This is a genomic window from Cognatundibacterium curvum (assembly GCF_014284235.1).
Classification (GTDB): domain Bacteria; phylum Pseudomonadota; class Gammaproteobacteria; order Burkholderiales; family Burkholderiaceae_D; genus Undibacterium; species Undibacterium curvum.
Window position 1 is genome coordinate 612,548 of record NZ_JACOGD010000002.1, and the last position, 23,787, is coordinate 636,334.

A 23,787-nucleotide genomic window follows, 5' to 3' on the forward strand; every position below is an offset into this window, starting at 1 on the left:
TGCTTGCCAAAAGAACTGATTTTTTATACAGTGCTGAAAACGCTCAATGTACTGTATTTAAATACAGCACTTTTCCACCATCCGATTATTGACTGAAAGAATGTATGGACGATAAAAAACCTGACAACAGCTCTGAAAAAGCTAAAGCACTTGCCGCTGCACTCGCGCAAATCGAGAAGCAATTTGGTAAAGGTTCGGTCATGCGTATGGCCGATGGCGAGGTGGTTGAAGAAGTGCAGGTGGTTTCCACAGGCTCACTCGGTCTGGATATCGCGCTCGGCGTAGGTGGTTTGCCACGTGGCCGTGTGGTGGAAATTTACGGTCCTGAGTCTTCCGGTAAAACCACACTGACACTGCAGGCGATTGCTGAAATGCAGAAGCTGGGCGGCACTTGTGCGTTTATCGATGCGGAGCATGCATTGGATGTGGGTTATGCACAGAAGCTGGGTGTGAATTTATCTGATTTGCTGATTTCTCAGCCTGATACCGGCGAGCAGGCATTGGAAATTACCGATGCACTGGTTCGTTCCGGCAGTGTCGATCTGGTGGTGGTGGATTCGGTGGCCGCATTGACGCCAAGAGCGGAGATTGAAGGCGATATGGGTGATTCTCTGCCGGGTCTGCAGGCACGTCTGATGTCGCAGGCTTTGCGTAAGCTTACAGGCAGTATCAAACGCACCAATACTCTGGTCATCTTTATTAACCAGATTCGTATGAAAATCGGTGTGATGTTCGGCAGCCCTGAAACCACAACAGGCGGTAACGCACTGAAGTTCTATGCATCGGTTCGTCTCGATATTCGCCGCACAGGTTCGATCAAGTCGGGTGATGAGGTTGTCGGTAGCGAAACTAAAGTGAAGGTAGTGAAGAATAAAGTTGCGCCACCGTTCAGAGAAGCGCATTTCGACATCATGTATGGCGAAGGTACTTCACGTGAAGGTGAGATACTGGATCTGGGTGCGGAAGCAAAGATTGTTGAAAAATCCGGTGCCTGGTATAGCTATAACGGTGAAAAAATCGGTCAGGGCAAGGATAATGCGCGTAGTTTCCTGAAAGATCATCCGGAATTGGCATACGAGATTGAAAACAAAGTACGTGAACATCTGGGCGTTCCTTTGTTGCCACCAGCAGGCCATGACGAGTAATAAGCGCTGACTGAAGATGTAACACTAGTCAGGTGTCGCAACTGATGCGCATGAACGCCAGCATGGATTGCTGGCGTTTTTTATTCCTAACGGTAAAACTGAAGATTGCTGTCTGATGCAAAAGCCTAAATTAAGCCTCAAAGGCCGTGCCCTGCGCTATTTATCGCAACGCGAACATAGTCGCCTGGAATTGGCACGCAAACTCAGTCCCCATGTGGCGGAAGGTGAGGATCTCGATGCGGTGCTGGATTGGCTGCGGGATGCCAATTTTCTTTCCGCTGAGCGATTTTCTGAGTCACTGGTACACCGCCGTGCTGCACGCTTTGGAAATCATCGCATCCTGGCTGAGCTGCAAAGTCATCAACTCAGTGCAGAGGATATGGAAAACCGTAAAGCAGAAATGCAGGAAACAGAGTTAGCCAGAGCCGTGAATTTATTACATAGGAAATTTCCTGTAGCACCGGTTGATCAGGAAGAAAAATATAAGCAAATGCGTTTTTTGCAACAGCGCGGATTTTCCAGCGCGTCGATACGCGCGGCTATGCGGGCTGAGCGTGAGGAGTGGCACTGACAGCCCCGATGGTTATGGCGGACGCTTAAATTGCTACCACGCGTAAGCTATATAAATTTGTTTCAAGCTTATTGTCTTTAAGTAAATGGTTCTGTTAAAAAACAGCTTGTCCTTGCAAGTTCCTTATATAGCTGTGCTAGAATTCCGTGGTTTTTGCAGCGCCGCAGGAGCGGCTGTTACCGTAGAAGCTGCGGTAACGACACGCAATTGTGGCTCTTTTATTCAGAATTAGCCGCCCAAAAAGGCATGATGCCCATATCTCAGTCCACCACAAAACGCACGTTGAAGCACACGCGCGCGATCACCATCGAAGCGTTTGCGCGCGACGATGGTCTGTGGGATCTTGACGCTCGCATAACTGATCACAAGCAACGTGATATTCAGCTCGCTTCCGGCCTGCGGCCGCAAGGCGCGGCTTTGCACGACCTGACTTTGCGTGTGACGGTTGATCTGCAACTCAATGTGGTTGATGCGTTTGCCTGTTCGGACGCGGTTCCCTATCCTGGATATTGTGAGTCTATTGGCCCTGATTACCAAAAACTGATAGGTTTGAACCTGATGCGTCAGTTCAGGCAGGGCGTTAAAGAGCGACTATCCGGTACTAATGGATGTACTCACCTGACAGAGTTAGCTCAGATTTTACCTACCGCAGCAATTCAAGCATTCGCCGGTGACGTGATCGATACACGTGACGCCGCCAGCAATTCCACTGATTCCAACCAACCTTTCCAGCTAGACCGTTGCCACGCATTGCGTCTGGATGGACCGGCCGTTGTTCAGTATTACCCGCGTTGGGCGAAATCTTCGCCTGATGCAAAATCACCCAGCTAGTTTGTTTAATTATTATTTATACCTCAGTGTCTGAAGGGAAGTCGTATGAAAATCCATGAGTATCAGGGTAAAGAAATCCTCCGCAAATACGGAGTGACCGTACCACGCGGTATCCCATGCATGTCCGTTGAAGAAGCAGTCAAAGCGGCTGAAACTCTGGGCGGACCAGTCTGGGTCGTCAAAGCACAGATCCATGCCGGTGGCCGTGGTAAGGGTGGTGGCGTTAAAGTTGCAAAATCCCTGGAGCAAGTGCGTGAATACGCAGATGCCATCATGGGTATGCAATTGGTCACACACCAAACCAGCCCTGAAGGCCAGAAAGTTCGCCGTCTGCTGATCGAAGAAGGCGCGGACATCAAGAAAGAACTGTACGTCAGTATGGTGACTGACCGTATCAGCCAGCGCGTTGTTCTGATGGCATCTTCCGAAGGCGGTATGGACATTGAAGAAGTTGCGGAAAAACATCCGGAACTGATTCACTCCATTGCTATCGACCCTAGCGCTGGCCTGCAAGATGCAGAAGCTGACGATATCTCCCGTAAAATCGGTGTTCCTGAAGGCTCCATCGCTGACGCACGCGTACAGTTGCAAGGTTTGTACAAAGCATTCATGGAAACTGACTGCTCCCTGGCAGAAATCAATCCACTGATCCTGACCGGCTCCGGTAAAGTAATCGCACTGGACGCGAAATTTAACTTCGATGCAAACTCCCTGTTCCGTCAACCGGAAATCGTGGCTTACCGCGATCTGGATGAAGAAGATCCGGCTGAAATCGAAGCGTCCAAATTTGACCTGGCTTACATCTCCCTCGACGGTAACATCGGTTGCCTGGTGAACGGTGCCGGTCTGGCGATGGCAACGATGGATACCATCAAACTGTTTGGCGGCGAGCCAGCTAACTTCCTCGACGTAGGCGGTGGCGCGACAGCAGAGAAAGTCACTGAAGCATTCAAGATCATGTTGAAAAACCCAGGTCTGAAAGCCATCCTGGTCAACATCTTCGGCGGTATCATGCGTTGCGACGTGATCGCAGAAGGCGTGATCACTGCATCTAAAGCTGTTTCCCTGCAAGTACCTCTGGTTGTACGTATGAAGGGTACGAATGAAGACATCGGTAAGAAAATGCTGGCCGACTCCGGTCTGCCTATCATTTCTGCTGACACGATGGAAGAAGCAGCTCAGAAAGTTGTTGCCGCTGCTGCTGCTCACGCTTAATTATCGCAAGGAATCACTATGTCCATCCTGATTAATAAAGACACTAAAGTCATTACCCAAGGTATTACTGGTAAAACAGGCCAGTTCCATACACGTATGTGCCGCGATTACGCGAACGGCAAAGAATGTTTCGTTGCTGGCGTGAATCCAAAGAAAGCTGGCGAAGATTTCGAAGGCATCCCGATTTATGCAAACGTTACAGAAGCAAAAGCTGCAACTGGCGCTACTGTTTCCGTGATCTATGTTCCGCCAGCAGGTGCAGCGGCAGCGATCTGGGAAGCCGTGGAAGCGGAACTGGATCTGGCGATCTGTATCACTGAAGGCATCCCTGTCCGTGACATGATGATGTTGAAAGACCGCATGGCTAAAGCCGGTAGCAAAACAAAATTGCTCGGCCCTAACTGCCCAGGTCTGATCACTCCTGACGAAATCAAAATCGGCATCATGCCTGGTCACATCCACAAGAAAGGCCGTATCGGCGTGGTTTCCCGTTCCGGTACTTTGACTTATGAAGCAGTTGGTCAGTTGACCGCACTGGGTCTGGGTCAATCTTCCGCCGTTGGTATCGGTGGTGATCCGATCAACGGTCTGAAGCATATCGATATCATGCAGATGTTTAACGATGATCCTGATACTGATGCCGTGATCATGATTGGTGAAATCGGTGGTCCGGATGAGGCAAATGCCGCTTACTGGATCAAAGAAAACATGAAAAAACCAGTCGTTGGCTTTATCGCTGGCGTGACTGCACCTCCAGGCAAACGTATGGGCCATGCTGGCGCATTGATTTCCGGCGGCGCAGATACAGCACAAGCTAAACTGGAAATCATGGAAGCTTGCGGTATTAAAACAACAAAGAACCCGTCTGAAATGGCGCGTCTGTTGAAAGCAATGCTGTAATCTCAACTGATTCAGGTTTTCAGGTATCAAAAGGCCGCGCATGTCGCGGCCTTTTTTTGCGTCTGGCGCACGCAGTATTTGTGCTTGTGTGTGAATTAAGTGCAAACTGTTGTGGTCAGTGTTAAGCTTATTAGCGGCAAGGTCTTTTGGGATCTGGATCATGATGAGGTTTGCGTAAAGGCATATGAAATTGGTCTGACTTCCTGTAAGCACCGGAAATGCCGGAAACGCTGATTTACCTGTAGTTAGCAGGTCCTGAAAAACAAAGAGATAATGCCCAGCCCGCAAAAAATAGAATTTTCTGCACTGTCCGATATAGGAAAAGTCAGAGCACATAATGAAGACGCCATCGTCGTGTGCGAAGACTATGCCTGCGCAATTCTGGCAGATGGGATGGGGGGATACAAAGCGGGGGAGGTGGCCAGTGCGATGGCAGCGCAGATCATTGCTGATGATTTAAGCAGTCATTTTGAGCGTCGCTGGCTACCGCATTTCCGCCTTCGTGCCAAGCAGATTAACCGTTGGCTGCATGATGCAATTGACCATGCGAATGCGCAGATAATGCGCGCTTCACAGGCTGATCCGGCCTGTTTCGGAATGGGAACGACAGTGGTGGTCGCTTGTTTTTTTGAAGATAAGCTGGCTATTTCGCATGTCGGCGATTCGCGTGCTTATGTTTTCCGGCAAAACAGGCTGATCAGGCTAAGCTATGATCACTCGGTATTACAAGAGCAAATTGATGCTGGTTATATCTCGGAAGAGCAGGCACGCTTTTCTGCGATTAAAAATTTAATTACCCGGGCTGTCGGTACCCAGAGCTATGTGCAGGTAGAACAGCATATACATGAAGTATACGATGAGGACATCGTTCTGCTGTGCTCGGATGGTTTGAGCGACATGCTCAGTCATGATGAAATTCTGCAAATTATTGAGCAGAATAAACTGGATCTTCCGGCTTGTTGTCAGCGCTTGATTGCAGCTGCGAATGCGCAGGGTGGATTTGATAATGTCTCTGTGGTTTTGCTGCGCGTACCCGCAGTACGTGCGCAAAGCTGGTTGCAGCGTCTGACCGGACGCTGATTGCTAATTTAATTATTTTCTGAATCTGAGATTATGGCGAAAATCATCGTCACCTTTAATGGGTTGATACAACAAGAAGTCAGCATAACCAAGTCACGCATTACGATAGGGCGCAGACCGGGTAATGACATCGTGATCGATCATCTGACCGTAAGTGGTCAGCACGCTGCAATAGACACCACATCGAATGGCTCTTTTATTCTGGATCTGGGCAGTACCAATGGCACCATGGTCAATAGTCAGCCTGTTAAAAAACATTTGCTGCAACACGATGATGTGATTGATATTGGCAAATATAAATTGCGCTTCCAGGTCAATAAACAAGAGCAGATCAGAACACTGGACACGGTAACGGGAGCTCCTGCTGCAAAAGCTGGCATCGCGAAAATCAAAGTGATGAACGGCGCCAATATCGGAAAAGAGCTGACGCTGACTAAGCCAGTCACTACGATAGGATCACCAGCTGCGCAGGTGATTGCGATTGCTAAACAGGATGGTCGTTATACCCTGCGCTTTGTGGAGGGGAAGGAAATGCCAAAAGTAAATGGTCAGATTCTCGGCGATGCGCCTTACCTGTTGAACCACGCCGACATCATAGACTTGATGGGCGTACACATGCAGTTCAGTTTGTCCTGAAGCCTGAATAGTCAGGCAAGGCGTTGATATTGGAAGTTTTTGACGAAAACTGGCAGTTTACTGACAAATTTTGTCTAACATCAAAAAAACGTCAATCTTTACCCTGGATGTTTCCTACCTGGATGAGCTGGCACACTGTTTGCTCAATATACGATCAGGAATATTCCTGATTACCTCTCAACTGGAGATTAAGCATGAAATCGATGAAATTTGCTAAGAAAGTACAACAAGGTTTTACTCTGATCGAATTGATGATCGTTGTTGCGATTATCGGTATTCTGGCTGCTGTTGCATTGCCAGCATACAACGACTACACAACACGCGCTCAGGTATCTGAAGCTGTTGAATTGCTGGGCGGTATGAAAGGTCCTCTGGCTGCATACGGTTACGAGCAAAATGCTTGGCCTGCTCTGGTTGCATCTAACCCAACAGCAACTGACATCGTCGCAACTTTGACTGGTAAATATACCTCTATCACAAACTCTGTTACAGGTACTTTCCCAACTGGTGCGATTACTGCAACAATGTCTTCCGGTCAGGCTAGCGGTAAAAAAGTAGTGTTGAAAACTACTGATGGTGGCCAGACTTGGGCATGTAATTCCACAGCAGGTACTGACGTTGCGATCAAATGGTTGCCACAAGCTTGCAAATAATCTGCTGGTGTAATTGACAAAGAAAGGTGCTTTTTGCAGGGCACCTTTTTTTTTATCGATGTATTGCGTCTTTGATAACTTTTTATGTGAGGTTTAATCTGTTGTTAAAACCTTTGTAAGAGCTGCCTGATGCGATAGGGAATTTGATTCAATTGACTGCTTAATCTAAGACCAGAAGCAAGGGAATTGATGCTTCCTGTGGGGAGAGTGAAAAATGAAACCAAGAAGATTATTAAAAAAAATCCAGCGTGGATTTACCTTGATCGAGTTAATGATAGTGGTCGCTATCATCGGCATTCTGGCTGCGGTTGCATTGCCAGCGTATAACGATTACACCACGCGTGCCCAGGTCGCGGAGGCAGTGGAATTGCTGGCAGGCTTGAAGGGCGCAGTGGCGGCTTATGGGTATGAAAATTCGTCCTGGCCTACTATGGTGACATCCAGCTCTACAGTCACAGCGACCAATATCGTCGCAACTTTATCCGGTAAATACGCGACTGTGACACCTAGTGTGACGGGGTCATTTCCGGCGGGAACCATCAAGGCAACAATGCAGTCTGGTCAGGCAAATAGTAAAATTGTTGGTTTGGCTACCACCAATGGTGGACAAACCTGGAATTGCTCATCCGGAAATGGCGTAACGACGGTTGATGCAAAATGGTTGCCGCAAGCCTGTAAGTAAATTGTGTGAACGATTCATTGTATTTTTTCCTTAAGGCACCTGAGGGTGCCTTATGTTTTTTTGATTGTTTTTGTGTGTGTTGCTGATGGGATGAATTTGTTATGTCCTTGCTATAGATGTACAAAATACAGCGCAGTACAATGTTGCTTTTGACCCTCAGACGGCAAAGCTGAATTAAATATGAATACAGGAAAGCGTAGATTGCAGGCGGCAGCTTTACACTTGTTATTTTCAGGTGTGATTGCAGGTGTTGTGACCGCATTGATTTTATTGCTCTGGTACCCGGGGCAATATGCCCAAATTGCCCGAGGCTTAAAGCTGATCGTGCTGGTGGTTGGGGTGGACATCGTATTAGGTCCATTATTGACGTTAATCGTCTTTAATCCTGTCAAAAGCCGGACGGAACTGGTGCGCGATATCAGCGTGATCGCACTGTTGCAATTGTCAGCCCTGGCGTATGGTGCCCACACTGTGTTTATCGCGCGTCCGGTTGCTTTGGTGTTTGAAGGTAGCCAGTTCCGCCTGGTCAGTGCAGCGGAAGTCGAGCAAAAAGAATTAGAGCAGGCATCTCCGGGCTTGCAGAAATTGTCTTTGACTGGTCCTATGTTATTGGGAACCAGAGATTTTAAAGATGAAAAAGAAAAATCTGATGCAGCGCTCACTGCTTTTTCAGGCTCAGATATCGGGGTCAGGCCTACATTTTGGCAGAACTACGAACATTCAGCCGCCAAGGTTAAACAGGTAGCAAAACCTTTATCCATCTTGCGCTCGAAATATCCTGCACAAAAAGCCTTGATCGACCGTGCTGCGCAAGATGCAGGTGTATCTGATGCTTCCTTATGTTTTGTGCCTGTGATCGCACGTGGTACCGAATGGTCTGTTTTGGTGGATGCGGAGACCGCGGCAGTCAAAGGATTTGTTCAATTGGATGGTTTCTGAATCTTTGCCAGCGCAATGCGGCCGGCGGTTATAGCTTAATTCTCGGTCTGCAACACTTGCTTTATATTGCAAATACCAAAATTGGGTTTGCAATTTTTTTATCGAATTATGAAACCACAACTTGTTTTTGCAGCACTCCCATTCGCATTGGGCATGGTGATTGCGTTTCTGACACCTGTGCATTTACATCCCCTGCGCTCTTATTTTAATGATTTGGCGATCATACTCGGCCTGATAGTCAGTGTTTGGATGGCTGCAGGCAATGCAGGATTTCGTTGGCGGGTAAATGCTATCGCTGCAGGTTTCGCAGCGATGCTGTTATTGATCTGGCTGCAATATGGCTTGGCAAATCACCAGGCCTGGTACGATCTGTTACTGCCATCTGTCTATTTTGTGTTGGCTGCTTTTGCTGTCATGCTGGGCGCTGGCTGCGGCGATTACACTGAGCAAAGCGACAGGCTGGGTTTGATATTGGCGATTGCATTTCTATTGACTGGTCTGTTATCGGTGCTGATACAAGTAGTCCAGTCTATGGGCTGGTATCTGGGGCCTTTGCTCATGTACATGGGCAAGTCAGGTGTGTTTCAGCGGCCTTATGCCAATCTTGCGCAGCCAAATCAACTCGCTCTGGTACTGAGTTTTTCATTAGCCGCCTGCTGGTTCCTATATCGTGAAGCGCGCTTAGGCCGCGGTTTGGCTCTGATGTTCAGTTTGATTTTATTGACGGGTCTGGTGATAACGCAGTCTCGCATAGGCTGGATTATCGTCCCTGCTTTCGCCCTGGTGTTGGCTCTGCGTGATGCTGCTGGGCGGCGTTTACATCCTGCTGTCGTAGTGGGCTTGCTTGCCGCGTATCTGGCTGCAGTGCTGTTACTACCTAAGCTGGTTGCGGCCGCCGGATTGTCTGGTGCATCGGTGATTGATCATGTTGTTGGCAGCCGCTCCGAGCGCCTTGGTCTTTGGAAGCAAGCGTTGCAATTGGCGCAAACTCATCCCTGGACTGGTGTCGGCTGGTTTGGCTTCGGCGCAGGACAAGTACAGATAGCAGCTGATTTGCCATCCACCACTTATGCCGAACATGCACATAATCTGTTGCTGAACTTCGCTGCGGAAATGGGCTTTCCGGTCACTATCATCATGGCTGCTGGTTTGTTGTGTTGGTGCTGGCTAACATGCATACGTACTACACAGTCTCCTTTTGTGCGTTTTGCTGGCTTATGTCTGATTGCTGCGGCTGTACACAGCATGGTGGAATTCCCATTGTGGTATGCCTATATATTGTTGCCGCTGGCATTTATCATGGGGATGTTACATCAGCGCCGCTGGCCTGTTTCAGGCTACGCGGTACCAGCCGTTTTTCCGCGTATGCTGGTTCTGTGTGCGCTGATGGCTGCAGCCTTGCTGACCTGGGACTATTTGCGCGTAGTCCGTGCATTTAAGGTGTTAAGGGTCGATCCGGTGGCGAATCAGCAGCAGAGTCAGTTGAAACAACCTGCATACACGGTGTTCCCACAGTTTTATGCCTATTTTCATTTGTTTGAGATACAGCCGCATGCAGGAATGTCTGATGCCGAGATCGAGGAATTACGTTTCTGGGTTGAGCGTTTTGGCTTTGTACATAATCTCAATAAGCTGGCCGAGGTCTATGTACTGAATCAGCGTCCCGATGAGGGCGTGCGCGCAATGCATACGCTACAGCGTTTGCATCCTGAAGTCTATGTAGAATATTTTGATTACTGGCAGGCTAAAGCCCGCCAAGAGCCTGCATTCCGCGCCATAATCGACAGAATTCCTGCCAGGGACGCTCCTTAAATCTGAACCGTCGAGTTGCTTGCAGGCCGCCAGTCATCGCCACAGCTTGGCGATGACTGGCGTACAATTCAGGCCTGACCTGAGGATGCATCAATCAGGCTGGTCCAGTCACCAGATTTGCCGCCATGTTTTTCCAGCACCCGGATATCGCTCATTACCATGCCACGGTCGACTGCTTTGCACATATCGTAAATAGTTAATAAGCCGATCTGGACTGCAGTCAGGGCTTCTATTTCTACCCCGGTTTTTCCTAAGGTTTCCACTTGCGCGGTGCAGATTATCATTGCCTTCTCTGCCACGATGTTAAAATCAATACTGACCCGAGTCAGCGGGAGTGGATGACATAAGGGAATCAGATCGCTGGTACGTTTGGCTGCCATAATCGCGGCGATGCGTGCGATGCCTAATACATCGCCTTTTTTTGCATTTCCTTGCATGATGATGGCTAATGTTGCTGGCAGCATGCGTATCGTTCCACTCGCAACGGCAATACGGTGAGTATCTTGTTTTCCTGCCACATCGACCATATGTGCTTGTCCAGTCTGGTCGAAATGGGTCAGTTCTGTCGATTGCGCTTCTGTAGTCATAGCTTGAGAGGATCAGTGAAAGATGTCCGGAGTATATCCAGCAGTGCCGCCACGTGGGGCGTTGATCAGAAAAAAAATCACGCAAGTCGGACGCTTGGCAACAATGGGCTTACTGGTGGCAAGCTGTATTTATCCGGCGGGTTGGTCAGCCAGTGTGCAGGCGCAAAACCTGCCGAATCTGGGGGATACAGCACGCGAAGACTTGTCGCCGCTGATGGAGCGGCGTCTGGGTGAGCAGATCATGAGTAGCGTGCGGCGTGATCCGGATTACATGGATGATGGCCCAATTTCGGAGTATCTGAACCAGCTTGGTAATCGTATGCTCGACGCCCGTCCCGACGCGCGCGGCGAGCAATCCTATGATTTTGAATTTTTTGCAGTGCGCGATCCGGTATTGAATGCATTTGCCTTTCCCGGTGGTTTTATTGGTTTTCACTCCGGCCTGATACTTGCAGCCCAATCTGAATCCGAGCTGGCTTCGGTCATGGGCCATGAGATTGGTCATGTGGCACAACGACATATAGCACGCATGATCGCGGGTCAGAAATATGATGCATTTATCCCTCTGGCTGCACTGGCACTGGCCATACTGGCTGCCCGTTCCAGTCCCGATGCGGCTATGGCAGTGGCGGCAGGTGGGCAAGGGCTGGCGATCCAGAAGCAATTGAATTTTAGCCGGGAGGCTGAACGTGAGGCCGATCGCATTGGTTTTCAGATTTTGCGGGATGCTGGTTTTGACACCAATGGCATGGTTGCTTTTTTTGGTCGCTTACAGGCATCGATGCGTAATTATACGGATAACGCACCAGCCTATTTGCGCAGCCATCCGCTGACCAGTGAGCGTATCGCCGATATCCAGGCCAGGGTACTGGATCAGCGCTATCGCCAGGTCGAAGACAGTATCGACTTCTTCTTGCTGAAGGCGCGTATTCGGGTCTTGCAAGACAGCACGGTACAGGGCTTGATGGATAGTAAAACCGCATTTGAGCTGCAAATGAAGTCGGAACGCCCGGAAGACCGAATTGCTGCTACTTATGGTTTAGCCTTCGTCGCGCTCAAGCAGTCAGATACCCAGAAGGCTCAGGCTCTTTACAACCAAGCCAGAAAGCTGGTGGAGCAAAGCAAGGCAGCGCAAGCCACACTGACCCGTAGCAGCATGTTCGCCAGCCTGGCGATAGATATTGCCGTGGCCGAAAAACGCTATACCCAGGCAATTGCGGATGCTGAAAAATCTATGCAGCAGCTGCCCTTGTCGCGCGGATTGGTCTACCAGTATGCGGAAGCATTGATTACTGCGAAACAGGAAACCAAAGCCGAAGGATTTTTGCGCGATCAAGTCGTGCTATACCGGCAGGATGCGCGCTTACAGAATTTATTAGCCAAAGTTTATGCTGCACAGGGTAAACAAGCCTTACAACACATCGCACTGGCTGAAGCTTATGCGATCCAGGTCAACTGGAAAGCCGCCATGCAGCAACTGGAGTTGGCCAGACGCGAAAAAGACGCGCAGTATTATGAGTTATCAGTGATCGATGCACGCGAACGTGAATGGAAAGAAGCGCATAAAGACGAGTTGACTGAAAAGAATAAAAAATGAACCCGGCGCTGATTGCACTGGCATCACTACTTTGCTGAATGACAGGGGTTTGCCACATTTCTTTACTTGAGGACTTACGCAAAACCGCCCCAGCGGCGTTTGGCTCTTTGTCGTACTGTACGTGCTGCCTGAGTCGCCAGGGTGTAGCCAGGGTTTCAGGCAACACCTTGCCTGCTGGCGAAACGGACATCGCTTGCCTGCGATGTCACCCAAAGCAGAGAAGGGTTTTTTAGCTCTTGTCGGGACATTGGTGCGTAAGTCCGATACTTACTTGCCGCACTAATTTGGTTTTTTTGAAAAAAAATGTAGGTTCCGTTTGGTTTTGGCGAGCAGGCATGTATATTGGAGCGAAGTAAAAATGAGAAATTAAGGAGTCTTCATGTTCGCATGGTTCAATGCAAAAGAAAGTAAGCAGTTTGGTGTATCTTTGGCTGAGTTCTATCTGGAACGGGTTTTGGTTGAAGGTAAATCAAGCGGAAAAAAAAATGTGGGGATGAAGCAGGCCGAGCTTTTAATTAAATTACAGGCACAGTTACGAACTTTTACAACTAAGCACCCGTTAAATCTATACAAGAAAGCGGCGTTGAGTAATGCTTTCCAATGGAAGCTGAAAGACGCTGGTTTGGAGAGTGAGCAAGTTGATCAGTTGGTTACCTGGTTGACCCGACAACTGTAAATTTAGCCGACAACGCCAGATCAGAACTGGCAGTGTGTGGCTAAGGTTCATTGCTAAGACGCATACGCTCTTGTTATGCCATGACTGCGCAAGTCTGTGCCAGTTCAGTATGCAAATCGTAGTGTCAATTTTTCCTGTCTGTTGATAGATCATGACTTTGCTTAATCGTTTCCTTGCATTTTTGAGTAAGAAAGAGGGCAAGAGCTCTCAGGCTCAACCCGTTTCCGGTCAAACCGGCAATGAGGTGAAATTGGCGATTGCCCTGATTGAGCAGGGCAATGTACTGGAAGAGCAAGGCAAGTCCGAACTTGCTTTACAAAAGTATCGCCAGGCGAGCAGTACCGACCCGCAGTCAGCACGCGCCCATCTGAATATCGGGAATATTCACACTTCAGCCGGTCGCTTCAATGATGCCTTGCGCGAATACCGTACGGCGATTTCCAAGCAGGCGGATTATGTTGGCGCTCATTTCAATCTGGGGCGCTGCTATATGCTCGCCGCGCAGCCAGAGGCGGCGCAAACCGCGTTCCAGACCGCGCTGGCGCTGGATCCTTCGTTTGCACATGCGTATATCGCGCTGGGTAATGTACAGGCTGAACTTGGTAAAACCGAAGCGTCCATTGCCAGTTATGAAAAAGCACTGACTTTGACGCCGGATAATCCTGAGATTTATCGCAATTTGGCGCTCACTTATTCCGAACAAAGGGCGCATGCCAAGGCGATAGAGAAATTTGAGCGCATACTGGAGATGGACCCGGCATCTGAATTAGCTCACCAGGGGCTGATCACGGTTTATCAGCGCATGGGTGCCTTAGATAAAGTGCTGGATGTATGTCGCCACGCGTTGCAACAAAGCCCAGATTCAGTGCCTGTCTACACGCAACTGTTATTCCAACTTTCTCACGATGTGCATACCAGTCCGCAAGACTTGTTTGTGCAACACAAAGAATTCTCGACTAAATTTGAGTTGCCATTACAGTCTGCACGCTACCAGCATGAGCCAGCAGGCTCAGCCGACAAGCAACTGCGCGTGGGTATCGTCAGTGCGGATTTACGTGGGCATGCGGTTACGTCTTTTATAGAGCCTTTGTTGCGCGCTTTGGCAGTTGTTCCGGATGTGGAACTACATATTTTCTATAATTTTCCGGAAGAAGATGAGGCGAGTGCACGTTTGCGTACTTTCTTACCGCTTTGGAAAAATGTAGCTGCTTTGACCGACGAGCAGTTTGCTCAAGTGGTGGTAGGCGATGAGATTGATATCCTGATTGATTTATCTGGTCATACGCAATGGCATCGCCTGTTATCGTTTGCACGCCGTCCGGCACCGGTGCAGGTCAGCTGGCTCGGTTATCCGGGGACTACCGGATTGCAAGAGATGGATTATTTCATCGCAGACCATCACTTTTTGCCTTACCCTGAGTTTGATGCATGCTTCACTGAAAAACTCGTTCGTTTGCCGATTACCACGACTTTTCTGCCGTTTGAAGCAGCACCGGAAGTATTGCCATCGCCTTTATTGCAACGCTCGCATCTGACCTTTGGCAGTTTTAACCGTGCCAATAAGATTAGCCGTGAAGTAGTGGCTTTATGGGCCCAGGTACTACGCCAGATTCCTGATGCACGCATGAAGCTGGCTGGATTGCCTGAGCTGATGGATTATCAGTTTTTGATTAATTGGTTTCAGGAAGAAGGTATAGCTGCAGACAGACTGGAATTTTATACCCGCACCTATATGGAGGATTATCTGGCCTCACACAAAGAAGTCGATGTCTGTCTGGATACCTTCCCCTATACCGGCGGCACGACGACTAACCATGCGATGTGGATGGGGGTACCTACGCTGACCCTGACCGGAAAAACAGCGCCGGGACGGCAGTCCGCTGCCAACTTACTGCATGTCGGTATTGCTGAGCATTTCGTTGCCGAATCTGAACAGGACTTCGTAGCGAAAGCAGTCTGGCTTAATGAAAACCGCAGCTATCTGACTGAATTACGGATGCAGTTACGCGCGCAGTTTGCACAATCCGGATTTTTACAGCCAGAGCAAGTCGCGCTTGCATTGCATGCTGCTTTACGCCAGATGTGGGTATACCGCTGTCAGGCCCAGCCACCAAAGCCATTCGAGGTGTTGCTGCAAGATGAGGCCTATGTCTGTCTTCCGCTGGAAGGGCGTTCAACATGAGCAAAGAGCCGGTATATGTGACGCGCCCCAGTCTGCCACCGCTGGCAGATATGCAGCCCTATCTGGAAAAAATCTGGCAGACCGGCATTTTGACCAATGGCGGCCCTATGCATCAGGAGTTAGAGCTGGCTTTGGCGCATTATCTGAATGTACCGTATATCTCCCTGTTTTCGAATGCGACCATTGCTCTGATCACAGCGTTCAAAGCTTTGCATTTAAGCGGTGAAGTCATCACGACGCCATATTCATTTGTCGCGACTTCGCATGCATTGATGTGGAATCAGATTACCCCCGTGTTTGTTGATATTGATCCGCTGACCCTGAATCTGAATCCTGATCTGATTGAAGCAGCTATCACCGACAAGACTACCGCGATTTTACCTGTGCATTGCTATGGCGTGCCTTGCAATGTAGAGGCGATACAGGCGATAGCAGATAAACACGGTTTGAAAGTTATTTATGATGCTGCACACGCATTTTCGGTGTGTCAGGGAAAGCGTAGCTTGCTTAGCGCAGGTGATCTGTCTGTCTTAAGTTTTCATGCAACTAAAGTATTCAATACCTTTGAAGGTGGTGCCATCGTCTCACCGGATGAGGCGAGCAAACGGCATATTGATCACTTAAAGAATTTTGGTTTTGTCGATGAAGTCAGTGTGGTCGAAATTGGCATCAACGGGAAAATGAATGAATTTCAGGCTGCTGTAGGTTTGCTGCAGTTACAGCGTGTCGATGCGGCGATACAGAGTCGTGCCGAAATAGATCGCTATTACCGCGAACAGCTGGCGAACGTGAAAGGGATATCTTTTCTACATACGCCGACTGACTGGAGCTCTAATTTCTCTTATTTTCCGATTCAAATTGGCAGTGAATTTCCTGTGTCGCGCGATGCGCTGTATCACCACTTCAAACAGCATGATATCCATCCCAGACGCTATTTTTATCCTTTGATACCAGAATTCGAAATGTATCGGCACCTGGCTTCCGCTAATATTGCGAAGCTGCCGATAGCTAAGCAAGTCTCAGAACGTGTTTTATGTTTGCCGATTTATCCCGACATGCCGCGTGAAGTGCAGCAAAAAATCGTCAGTCTGATCCTGAAGCTGGCACAGGGAGCTGAGGCATGAAAGGATATGCCAGCATACAGGCGCTTGCGTATGCATTGCCTGAACAGATTTTAGATAATGCGCAACTGGCACAGATATTCCCTGAGTGGACCGCTGAGAAGATCTTTGAAAAAACCGGTATTCGTCAGCGCCATATCGCAGCAGCCGGGCAGACCGCAGCTGACCTGGCTGTGCAGGCTGCAAAGAAGTTATTTACTACGCCGGAAATATCTCCGGCCAGCATAGATTATTTGCTGTTTTGCACCCAGACACCGGATTATCTGCTACCCAGCTCGGCCTGTCTGATTCATCAGCAATTAGGTCTGTCTTCTGCTTGTCCTGCGCTGGATTTGAATATGGGCTGCTCCGGCTATGTCTATGGTTTGTCCGTCGCTAAAGCCCTGGTCGAGTCCGGCATGGCGAACAATGTTTTACTGCTGACGGGTGACACCTATACCAAGTTAATTGCAGAAAATGACCGCAGTGTACGGCCATTGTTTGGCGATGCGGCAACCGCTACGCTGATCCAGGCAAAACCGGGTGAGCAAGCAGCGATATCTGCGTTTAACATGGGTACAGATGGCAGTGGCTATGAGCATTTGATCGTCCCGCAAAGCGGCTGTCGCTCTATGGGGTGCGAGGATGCAGCTGTATTTACCGATCATGCCGGCAATGTCAGGGATGCGTCCAGGCTGTATATGAACGGGCCTGAGATATTGAAATTCACGCTGCAAAAAATTCCCGGACTATGTAAAGAGACGCTGGAGCTGGGCGGCTTGGGCTGGGATAGCATCGATATGCTGATACTGCATCAGGCGAATCGATTTTTGCTGGAAGCACTCAGGAAGAAAATCGGTATTGCTTCAGAACGGTTTTTAATCGAACTGGAACATGTAGGAAATACGGTTTCTTCATCGATTCCGCTTGCGCTGGCCATCAGCATAGAAAAAGGCTGGAATGCGGAGCAGAAGACAGTGTTACTGGCCGGTTTTGGCGTAGGCTATTCCTGGGGCGCTTGTATAATCCGGTTCGATCAACAACTTATCGTAAAAAGTTAAAGAAATTATTATCAGGAGTAAGGTATGCAAGAATTTTTTGAAGGTATGGCGGAGATTTTGGAGCTGGATAGCGGGCAGATACAGCCGGATCTGAGTCTGCAGGATTATGCATGGGATTCGCTGGCGGTAGTATCGACGATGGCGCTGGTTGATGATGTGTACTCTGTAATGCTGGATGGCCAGGCGCTGGCAAAATGCACTACTGTTGCTGATATTCTGGCGCTGATAGACGCGGCGAAGAAAGACTGATATGAGTGTTACTGATGCGCAGAGCGGCTTGCAGATTCGCGTAGATCACGTTGCTATCCGTGGCGTAGTCAGCGCAGTTCCTCAGGGTATTTGTACTAATCAGGATTTCGCAGACCGCTTTGATACGCAGGTGATTGATGAGATCACCAAGATGACTGGCGTCGAGCGCAGGCATATCGCAGGCCCTAATCAGACTACCGCCGATCTGGCGGAAGCTGCGGCAAGTCGCTTACTGAGTCAACTGGCATGGTCAGCCGAAAGCGTGGATGCGATCATTTTTGTATCGCAAACTCCGGATTATCGTTTGCCTGCGACCGCCTGCACCTTACAGCACAGGCTGGGCTTATCTAAGAATTGTGCAGCACTGGATGTTAACCTGGGTTGCTCCGGTTATGTGTATGGCTTGTGGCTGGCTTCACGTCTAATTGATGGCCTTGCTGTCAAGCGCGTGCTGCTGCTGGCCGGAGACACCTCCAGCAAACTGGTTAATACGGAGGACAGGGCGACTGCTTTGTTGTTTGGCGATGCCGGAACTGCGACTGCGCTGGAATATAACGAGCAAGCTCAGCCAGCGTATTACGTGATTGGTACCGATGGTGGCGGCGCACGTCATCTGATGGTGCCACGCAGCCCGGTACGTGTGGAGCAACAAGAGGATGCGCGTCTGAGTCAGCTGAATCCCGACTATTTGTATATGGATGGCGCACAAGTATTTAACTTCACAATCAGTAGCGTACCAACATTAGTAAAGCAGTTGCTGAGTTTTTCCGGGCAAACGCTGGAAGGCACTGAACACTTCCTGTTTCATCAGGCAAATGCCTTCATGCTGAGGCACATCGCAAAAAAACTCAAGATTCCTGCCGACCAGTTTTCCCTGAATTTGCAGCGCTTCGGCAATACCTCCAGCGCTTCTATTCCCTTGTTACTGACCGATATATGCCGCGAGACGCCCTTACGTGAACGCGTTGTGATGGCTGGTTTCGGCGTTGGTTATTCCTGGGCCGCTGTCAGTTGCGATCTCAGTCTGATGCAAGTCACCGATTTAATTGAAGTCGAGTCATGATATTTAAAGAAAACGCTTTGCAGGGACGACACATACTGGTTACAGGTGCTTCGTCCGGAATTGGACGTGCAGCTGCGATTGCCATGGCGGCTTGCGGTGCCAGATTATGTCTGAGCGCACGCGATGCGACGAGACTGGAAGAAACCCTGCAAGCCTTGGCCGGATCAGGGCATTATTGCGTACCAGCTGATTTGGATGGCAGTGATCAGATCGTCGAACTGGTGCAGAAAACGGCACAGTTACATGGCCCGTTTAATGGCATGTTCCATGCGGCCGGTATCAGCATGTTACGTCCCGCAAAGCTGTCTAAGGAAAAGCAGTTTGATGAAATATATGCTTCCAGTGTGAAGTCGGCGATGGCACTGGCGCGCGCTGCGTCGCTGCGCGGTGTGATGGAAGACGGCAGTGCTATCGTGATGATGTCGTCTGTGGCCGCAACGCGCGGGCAGACTGGCATGGCGCTGTACTCTTCGGCGAAAGCGGCGATAGAAGGCCTGGTTCGCTCACTCGCGGTTGAGTTTGCCCCACGTCGAATTCGTGTGAATGCGATTGCTGCAGGTGCGGTGGAAACAGCGATGCATGCACAGCTGACTCATACACTGGGTGAGCAATCCTTGTCCGCGTATGAGCATAAGCATTTGCTGGGATTCGGTACTGTGGACGATATCGCCAGCGCCGTGATCTATCTGATGGCGGAGTCCGGACGTTGGATGACAGGCACCAGCTTGTCTGTCGATGGTGGTTATTCAGTAAGGTAAAAGATGACTCTCCCAACTCAACTCATATTGGCCGGTGCTGGTGGCATGGGCCAGGAATTACTGGCCCTGCTGGCGCCGGATATTGCCAGTGGACGTGTTGTTATCCGTGGCATCATTGATGATACGATTGCGCCCACCTCCTGTTTTTCAGCCGATTTTCCTTACCCGGTACTTGGTGGCATTGCCGGTTTTCAGCCAGAGCCTGAAGACCGGATTCTGCTGGCGATAGGCGAACCTCAGGCCAGGATGACGGTGGCACATGCACTCAGAAAACAGGGGGCACGTTTCTATACCTACGTCCATGCGAATGTGATCGTTGCACCCAATGCCAGCCTAGGTGAAGGCGTCGTGATTTACCCGTTCTGCCTGATTTCAGCTAACACCCGGCTTGCGGATTTTGTCGTGATTAACACCCATTCCGGTGCCGGACATGATGTGGACATCGGCGAATCCAGCGTCATCTGTGCGCATGTGGATCTGACCGGGCATGTGAAGATAGGCAGCGCGGTATTGGTCGGCTCGCATGCTTCGGTATTGCCATCGGTGGTTGTGGGCGATGGCGCCAGGATAGGTGCCGGTGCAATTGTGGTCCGGCGCGTGCGCGAGCAGACTACCGTTTATGCGCAACCAGCCAGAACTCTGACATGATGAATAAGAAATTACGCGATCAGTACTGGCACTTGCTATGCCACCGTTCCGAATTACCGCAGCCCGGAGATTTTCTGCGTTTGCAATGGCTGGGGCAGGATGTCGTAGCCGCCAACGATGCGGGTGAAATTATTGTTTTTGATAATTTGTGCCCGCACCGTGGCGCGCGTTTTTTTGATGCCGAATACGGCAATGCTCCCATCAGTTGTACCTATCATGGCTGGACATTTCAAGCAGGGACTTTACTGATACCTGCGCGTGAAAAGTATAAGGCCTGTGAATTAAGCAAAGTCAGCATGGGTATGCTGAAGACGGAATGGTGTGGTGATTTTCTGTTTGCCTCAGTGAAGCCAGCACAAACGCTGGACATGCAATTAGGCGACTTGTCGCAACAACTGGCCTCCATTTCTATGGATATTAACGGACGTGCAGACTGGAATGCCTATACCTATGAGTGCGATTGGAAAATCGCCATTGAAAATGGCCTGGATTCGCTGCATACACCCTATGTCCATACTGAGACCTTGGGGCGCTTAAGCTTGTCTGATCCTGAAAATGCCTACGTCGCAGACAATTCAACAGCGTCTTTTCAAATTACTGATACGTCTGTGGCTAAGAAACTCAAGTCAGCTGCGCGCTTGTTTTCGCGCACTGAGCCGATAGAGGGATACATCAGTATTTATCTGTTCCCATTCACGATGCTGACGTCTACCTGTGGCCTGTCGTATTCGCTGCAAAATTTTTTCCCGTCAGCGCAAGAGCAAAAAACTCACTTTTACAGCCGCTTATTGAAAACCTCATTGCGTACGGGCATGCCAGCCACCAGTATGGATCATTTTTTCCTATCCACTGCTGAGGTTAACCGTCAGGTGTTCCGGGAAGATCATCACATTTGCAGCCGTATCCCCATACAGAACTATGACTGGAATGATGTCAGCCGTTTATCTGTGGATGAAGAAAAAATTATTCATTTCAGAAAAAGCCTGCAGCGTGTCGCCAGTACCGGAGAATGTTAAATTCCCCGGTGTGTCAGCTATCCTGTCGTGGTGTGGCTTGAAACGGATAGCTGGACCTGAGTGACTGGGCGCTGCCTTTACGCAGACCTACAGCGGCTGAGATACCCGGCAGTTCCAGCCATAAATCGCTGGCCTCGTCTGCTTCTATCCAATGCATCAATGCTTCAGTGCTGAGTGCCTGAGCCTGATGATCGCGGATACGATCGAGGCAGTCTGCAATGTCTCTGTCTTCGAGCAGGCACAGCTTGTGGTCCCATACAAAAAACAGCCGGCCAGCTTCGTCCATCACTGCCTCGTGTAGCTGATGCAGAACTGTGCCGGTATGTAGTTGCAGATGGGTTGGTGAGAGAGTGCAGATATAAGGTGCTGCTTCCAGGTCGACATAGACGCGTTGCGGGCCATTCTGGAAATACCAGCGACCGTCCTCGTCATGGGTGTAATTACGCTGTATGAAGTTGATCAGACTGGGGTGTCGAATGATATCGCCGGGCAGGCCGAGTGCCTGACAGCGCTCATCGCGCATGCGCCACTGGCCGCGTGCATCGAGTGCCAGCCAGCCAAAACAATGGGGTACATTTGGCCATTTCGTCATGGCTGCTTTGACTATCTCATCCATCCTTCACCTGTTTCTGCGTCCATCTTGCTATGGAGTGCGCTGTTACGCTTTGTGCTTGAATAGCCGTCTGAACGCTTATACAAACTGTTCAAAATAGCCCAGAATTTTTTGCGGCAGCCAGTCCAGTTTTCCGGGGAATCCACCCGTCGCAAAGCCCACATGGCCACCATGTTGCGGGTAGTCCAGTGTGACACACTGCGCAGCCTGGCGGGGTAAATGTTGACCTGGCAGGAAAGGATCATTCCTGGCATTCAGTACCAGCGCAGGAATACGGATATCGTTCAGTATCCAGCGGGCGCTGGCGCGATGCCAGTAATCGTCAGTATCGCGATAGCCATGTAAAGGCGCAGTGACTACATTGTCGAATTCGTACAGATTTTGCGCTGCCAACATGCGCTGCTGATCAAACAGACCTGGGAATTGTCTGAGCTTTTGCAGGCATTTGGGTTTCAGGGTTTTCAGGAACATGCGGGTATACAGCATGTTCAGTCCGCCAGACAAAGCAGCGCCACCCTGTGCCAGATCCAGCGGAGCAGAGACCGCGCATACCGCATCGGCCAGGCTGGCCTGATGCTGAGATTCGCCGGTCCAGCGTAATAAGGCATTGCCACCCAGCGAAACACCGGCCGCAAAAAAACGCGCTGTTGTATGCTGAGTCCGCCATTGCTGGTGCAGACGGCGCAGTATCCAGTTGATCTCAGCGGAGTCGCCGGAATGGTAAAAGCGTGGTGCCTGATTGAGCTCACCCGAGCAGCCACGGAAATGCGGTATCACACCTGACCAGCCACGCTGCTGCAGCGCATGCATCAGTGCCTGGGCATAATGGCTCTGACTCGAGCCTTCGAGGCCGTGAAACAGCACCACGCAAGGCTGACCGGGCTGGCCATCGAGAAAATCGATATCAATGAAATCCTGATCCGGTGTTTGCCAGCGTTCGCGTCGTAGCGCAACCGCTGGACGCGGTATCCAAAGTGCAGGAAGTATGGTTTGCAGATGGCCACCGGGCAGCCATGCAGGAGCCTGATAAGTCATGGTCAGTGCAGGGTGCTGGCTTTGAACAGATCCAGTGGTGCTTTACCTGCTGCGACGGAGGAGTGATGCATGGTGATGCGCCATCCTTGCGGTGTTTTCATGTACACGTTGGTCGCCAGGATGTGGATATCGGCTAATTGTTCGTTAGGGCGCTGTATCTGCTCGATCACACTGTGGACAGCGGTCAGCATATTATGCGTCGCATGAATCTGATGTGCCTGCACTTGTACGCCACCGCGTTCGAAAATGGCTTCCCACGAAGCCCTGATCGCGGCATGTCCAATCAGGCGTGGCGCGCCCGGATGGATGCAGACGATTTCTTCATCCTCTGCCCACAGCGCCATCATCGCTTCAAGGTCAGCACGGCTCAGCGCATCGTAAAAGGCAGCTTCGGTTTCTTCCGGGCTGCCGTTCATTTGCTTTTTGGCTGGCATATTCTGATCCGGTTTCAGGCTGGCCGGATTAATGCGCCTTGAGCACAGTGCCGGGTGCCAGCTTGTATTTGGTGCCGCAATAAGAGCAAGTCGCTTCGCCACCATGGGACAGGTCCAGGAACACACGTGGGTGCGAGGACCACAAAGGCATGGCTGGATTCGGACAATGCGCAGGCAGGTCTTTGGCTTGCAGTTCAACGACATTGTTCGCAGTATTTGGGGTGGACATAAGCGCTCCGTTGGTAAGTGTCATCAGTCAGCTGACCGGCGGGGTCAGCGTTAAGCCGCGATTTTAACGGATTTG

Annotated in this window: 26 protein-coding genes; 21 read left to right on the plus strand and 5 right to left on the minus strand. The window is 50.1% G+C overall.

What is annotated here, in order from left to right:
* The first annotated feature begins 104 nt into the window (after window positions 1-104).
* The 11 genes from recA to H8K43_RS05955 all read left to right on the plus strand — a co-directional run bounded on the left by recA (window position 105) and on the right by H8K43_RS05955 (window position 10,464).
* Window positions 105-1,145, plus strand: coding sequence for a recombinase RecA (recA, locus tag H8K43_RS05905; RefSeq protein ID WP_162020544.1), 1,041 nt, complete (start codon window positions 105-107; stop codon window positions 1,143-1,145).
* A 115-nt stretch (window positions 1,146-1,260) separates the two neighbouring features.
* A complete protein-coding gene (recX, locus tag H8K43_RS05910) occupies window positions 1,261-1,716 on the plus strand; it encodes a recombination regulator RecX (protein ID WP_186902962.1) in 456 nt (151 codons plus the stop codon).
* A 249-nt stretch (window positions 1,717-1,965) separates the two neighbouring features.
* On the plus strand, window positions 1,966-2,547 hold the full coding sequence (locus tag H8K43_RS05915) for a DUF2889 domain-containing protein (RefSeq protein ID WP_186903041.1): 582 nt from the start codon (window positions 1,966-1,968) through the stop codon (window positions 2,545-2,547).
* A gap of 30 nt (window positions 2,548-2,577) precedes the next feature.
* Window positions 2,578-3,762 (plus strand): ADP-forming succinate--CoA ligase subunit beta, encoded by a 1,185-nt coding sequence (gene sucC / locus H8K43_RS05920; protein WP_268970542.1) that lies wholly within the window; start codon window positions 2,578-2,580, stop codon window positions 3,760-3,762.
* Between the two features lie 18 nt (window positions 3,763-3,780).
* Complete coding sequence (sucD, locus tag H8K43_RS05925) at window positions 3,781-4,662, plus strand: succinate--CoA ligase subunit alpha (RefSeq protein ID WP_162020547.1); 882 nt, start codon at window positions 3,781-3,783, stop codon at window positions 4,660-4,662.
* A 273-nt stretch (window positions 4,663-4,935) separates the two neighbouring features.
* The gene (locus H8K43_RS05930; RefSeq protein ID WP_186902964.1) at window positions 4,936-5,742 is read left to right on the plus strand and encodes a Stp1/IreP family PP2C-type Ser/Thr phosphatase; all 807 of its coding nucleotides are present in this window, start codon (window positions 4,936-4,938) and stop codon (window positions 5,740-5,742) included.
* Window positions 5,743-5,775: 33 nt separating this feature from the next.
* A complete protein-coding gene (locus H8K43_RS05935) occupies window positions 5,776-6,378 on the plus strand; it encodes an FHA domain-containing protein (protein ID WP_186902965.1) in 603 nt (200 codons plus the stop codon).
* A gap of 194 nt (window positions 6,379-6,572) precedes the next feature.
* Window positions 6,573-7,031 carry a pilin gene (locus H8K43_RS18925; protein WP_222610961.1) on the plus strand — a complete coding sequence of 153 codons (459 nt, stop codon included), beginning with the start codon at window positions 6,573-6,575 and terminating at the stop codon, window positions 7,029-7,031.
* A 214-nt stretch (window positions 7,032-7,245) separates the two neighbouring features.
* Window positions 7,246-7,713, plus strand: a complete 468-nt coding sequence (locus H8K43_RS19080; RefSeq protein WP_186902966.1) for a pilin — start codon at window positions 7,246-7,248, stop codon at window positions 7,711-7,713.
* A 180-nt stretch (window positions 7,714-7,893) separates the two neighbouring features.
* Complete coding sequence (gene tfpZ, locus H8K43_RS05950; protein WP_186902967.1) at window positions 7,894-8,652, plus strand: TfpX/TfpZ family type IV pilin accessory protein; 759 nt, start codon at window positions 7,894-7,896, stop codon at window positions 8,650-8,652.
* Window positions 8,653-8,760: 108 nt separating this feature from the next.
* On the plus strand, window positions 8,761-10,464 hold the full coding sequence (locus tag H8K43_RS05955) for a PglL family O-oligosaccharyltransferase (RefSeq protein ID WP_186902968.1): 1,704 nt from the start codon (window positions 8,761-8,763) through the stop codon (window positions 10,462-10,464).
* Between the two features lie 68 nt (window positions 10,465-10,532).
* Here H8K43_RS05955 and moaC read toward each other — a convergent pair whose 3' ends face one another.
* Window positions 10,533-11,051, minus strand: a complete 519-nt coding sequence (gene moaC / locus H8K43_RS05960; RefSeq protein ID WP_186902969.1) for a cyclic pyranopterin monophosphate synthase MoaC — start codon at window positions 11,049-11,051, stop codon at window positions 10,533-10,535.
* Between the two features lie 22 nt (window positions 11,052-11,073).
* On the opposite strand from moaC, the gene H8K43_RS05965 reads away from it, so the two are divergent.
* From H8K43_RS05965 to H8K43_RS06010, 10 genes are all read left to right on the plus strand, one after another.
* A complete protein-coding gene (locus tag H8K43_RS05965; protein ID WP_230403686.1) occupies window positions 11,074-12,648 on the plus strand; it encodes a M48 family metalloprotease in 1,575 nt (524 codons plus the stop codon).
* A gap of 379 nt (window positions 12,649-13,027) precedes the next feature.
* Window positions 13,028-13,324: a hypothetical protein gene (locus H8K43_RS05970; RefSeq protein ID WP_186902970.1), complete on the plus strand. Its 297-nt coding sequence runs from the start codon at window positions 13,028-13,030 to the stop codon at window positions 13,322-13,324.
* A gap of 151 nt (window positions 13,325-13,475) precedes the next feature.
* A complete protein-coding gene (locus tag H8K43_RS05975; RefSeq protein ID WP_186902971.1) occupies window positions 13,476-15,506 on the plus strand; it encodes an O-linked N-acetylglucosamine transferase, SPINDLY family protein in 2,031 nt (676 codons plus the stop codon).
* Window positions 15,503-16,630, plus strand: a complete 1,128-nt coding sequence (locus tag H8K43_RS05980) for a DegT/DnrJ/EryC1/StrS family aminotransferase (RefSeq protein ID WP_186902972.1) — start codon at window positions 15,503-15,505, stop codon at window positions 16,628-16,630. Before H8K43_RS05975 ends, H8K43_RS05980 begins: the two co-directional genes overlap by 4 nt.
* On the plus strand, window positions 16,627-17,667 hold the full coding sequence (locus tag H8K43_RS05985; RefSeq protein ID WP_186902973.1) for a 3-oxoacyl-ACP synthase III family protein: 1,041 nt from the start codon (window positions 16,627-16,629) through the stop codon (window positions 17,665-17,667). Before H8K43_RS05980 ends, H8K43_RS05985 begins: the two co-directional genes overlap by 4 nt.
* A gap of 24 nt (window positions 17,668-17,691) precedes the next feature.
* Window positions 17,692-17,916 (plus strand): acyl carrier protein, encoded by a 225-nt coding sequence (locus H8K43_RS05990; RefSeq protein WP_162020559.1) that lies wholly within the window; start codon window positions 17,692-17,694, stop codon window positions 17,914-17,916.
* A 1-nt stretch (window position 17,917) separates the two neighbouring features.
* Window positions 17,918-18,979, plus strand: coding sequence for a 3-oxoacyl-ACP synthase III family protein (locus H8K43_RS05995; RefSeq protein WP_186902974.1), 1,062 nt, complete (start codon window positions 17,918-17,920; stop codon window positions 18,977-18,979).
* The gene (locus H8K43_RS06000) at window positions 18,979-19,737 is read left to right on the plus strand and encodes an SDR family NAD(P)-dependent oxidoreductase (protein ID WP_408058491.1); all 759 of its coding nucleotides are present in this window, start codon (window positions 18,979-18,981) and stop codon (window positions 19,735-19,737) included. The genes H8K43_RS05995 and H8K43_RS06000 overlap by 1 nt, the downstream gene beginning before the upstream one ends.
* A gap of 3 nt (window positions 19,738-19,740) precedes the next feature.
* A complete protein-coding gene (locus tag H8K43_RS06005) occupies window positions 19,741-20,385 on the plus strand; it encodes a NeuD/PglB/VioB family sugar acetyltransferase (RefSeq protein WP_186902976.1) in 645 nt (214 codons plus the stop codon).
* On the plus strand, window positions 20,382-21,401 hold the full coding sequence (locus tag H8K43_RS06010; RefSeq protein ID WP_186902977.1) for an aromatic ring-hydroxylating oxygenase subunit alpha: 1,020 nt from the start codon (window positions 20,382-20,384) through the stop codon (window positions 21,399-21,401). Before H8K43_RS06005 ends, H8K43_RS06010 begins: the two co-directional genes overlap by 4 nt.
* A 13-nt stretch (window positions 21,402-21,414) precedes the next feature.
* Here the strand turns inward: H8K43_RS06010 and H8K43_RS06015 are convergent, their stop codons facing one another.
* From H8K43_RS06015 to H8K43_RS06030, 4 genes are all read right to left on the minus strand, one after another.
* The gene (locus tag H8K43_RS06015; RefSeq protein ID WP_186902978.1) at window positions 21,415-22,017 is read right to left on the minus strand and encodes a DUF2946 family protein; all 603 of its coding nucleotides are present in this window, start codon (window positions 22,015-22,017) and stop codon (window positions 21,415-21,417) included.
* A 75-nt stretch (window positions 22,018-22,092) separates the two neighbouring features.
* Window positions 22,093-23,049, minus strand: a complete 957-nt coding sequence (locus H8K43_RS06020; protein ID WP_186902979.1) for a YheT family hydrolase — start codon at window positions 23,047-23,049, stop codon at window positions 22,093-22,095.
* 2 nt (window positions 23,050-23,051) lie between these two features.
* Window positions 23,052-23,483: a YybH family protein gene (locus H8K43_RS06025; protein WP_162020565.1), complete on the minus strand. Its 432-nt coding sequence runs from the start codon at window positions 23,481-23,483 to the stop codon at window positions 23,052-23,054.
* Window positions 23,484-23,511: 28 nt separating this feature from the next.
* The gene (locus H8K43_RS06030; RefSeq protein WP_162020566.1) at window positions 23,512-23,712 is read right to left on the minus strand and encodes a zinc-finger domain-containing protein; all 201 of its coding nucleotides are present in this window, start codon (window positions 23,710-23,712) and stop codon (window positions 23,512-23,514) included.
* Window positions 23,713-23,787 lie beyond the last annotated feature (75 nt).

Coding starts and splice junctions, on each gene's coding strand:
- recA (WP_162020544.1), top strand. CDS start 105: ATGGACGATAAAAAACCTGACAACAGCTCTGAAAAAGCTAAAGCACTT.
- recX (WP_186902962.1), top strand. CDS start 1,261: ATGCAAAAGCCTAAATTAAGCCTCAAAGGCCGTGCCCTGCGCTATTTA.
- H8K43_RS05915 (WP_186903041.1), top strand. CDS start 1,966: ATGCCCATATCTCAGTCCACCACAAAACGCACGTTGAAGCACACGCGC.
- sucD (WP_162020547.1), top strand. CDS start 3,781: ATGTCCATCCTGATTAATAAAGACACTAAAGTCATTACCCAAGGTATT.
- H8K43_RS05930 (WP_186902964.1), top strand. CDS start 4,936: ATGCCCAGCCCGCAAAAAATAGAATTTTCTGCACTGTCCGATATAGGA.
- H8K43_RS05935 (WP_186902965.1), top strand. CDS start 5,776: ATGGCGAAAATCATCGTCACCTTTAATGGGTTGATACAACAAGAAGTC.
- H8K43_RS18925 (WP_222610961.1), top strand. CDS start 6,573: ATGAAATCGATGAAATTTGCTAAGAAAGTACAACAAGGTTTTACTCTG.
- H8K43_RS19080 (WP_186902966.1), top strand. CDS start 7,246: ATGAAACCAAGAAGATTATTAAAAAAAATCCAGCGTGGATTTACCTTG.
- tfpZ (WP_186902967.1), top strand. CDS start 7,894: ATGAATACAGGAAAGCGTAGATTGCAGGCGGCAGCTTTACACTTGTTA.
- H8K43_RS05955 (WP_186902968.1), top strand. CDS start 8,761: ATGAAACCACAACTTGTTTTTGCAGCACTCCCATTCGCATTGGGCATG.
- moaC (WP_186902969.1), bottom strand. CDS start 11,051: ATGACTACAGAAGCGCAATCGACAGAACTGACCCATTTCGACCAGACT.
- H8K43_RS05965 (WP_230403686.1), top strand. CDS start 11,074: ATGTCCGGAGTATATCCAGCAGTGCCGCCACGTGGGGCGTTGATCAGA.
- H8K43_RS05970 (WP_186902970.1), top strand. CDS start 13,028: ATGTTCGCATGGTTCAATGCAAAAGAAAGTAAGCAGTTTGGTGTATCT.
- H8K43_RS05975 (WP_186902971.1), top strand. CDS start 13,476: ATGACTTTGCTTAATCGTTTCCTTGCATTTTTGAGTAAGAAAGAGGGC.
- H8K43_RS05980 (WP_186902972.1), top strand. CDS start 15,503: ATGAGCAAAGAGCCGGTATATGTGACGCGCCCCAGTCTGCCACCGCTG.
- H8K43_RS05985 (WP_186902973.1), top strand. CDS start 16,627: ATGAAAGGATATGCCAGCATACAGGCGCTTGCGTATGCATTGCCTGAA.
- H8K43_RS05990 (WP_162020559.1), top strand. CDS start 17,692: ATGCAAGAATTTTTTGAAGGTATGGCGGAGATTTTGGAGCTGGATAGC.
- H8K43_RS05995 (WP_186902974.1), top strand. CDS start 17,918: ATGAGTGTTACTGATGCGCAGAGCGGCTTGCAGATTCGCGTAGATCAC.
- H8K43_RS06005 (WP_186902976.1), top strand. CDS start 19,741: ATGACTCTCCCAACTCAACTCATATTGGCCGGTGCTGGTGGCATGGGC.
- H8K43_RS06010 (WP_186902977.1), top strand. CDS start 20,382: ATGATGAATAAGAAATTACGCGATCAGTACTGGCACTTGCTATGCCAC.
- H8K43_RS06015 (WP_186902978.1), bottom strand. CDS start 22,017: ATGGATGAGATAGTCAAAGCAGCCATGACGAAATGGCCAAATGTACCC.
- H8K43_RS06020 (WP_186902979.1), bottom strand. CDS start 23,049: ATGACTTATCAGGCTCCTGCATGGCTGCCCGGTGGCCATCTGCAAACC.
- H8K43_RS06025 (WP_162020565.1), bottom strand. CDS start 23,483: ATGCCAGCCAAAAAGCAAATGAACGGCAGCCCGGAAGAAACCGAAGCT.
- H8K43_RS06030 (WP_162020566.1), bottom strand. CDS start 23,712: ATGTCCACCCCAAATACTGCGAACAATGTCGTTGAACTGCAAGCCAAA.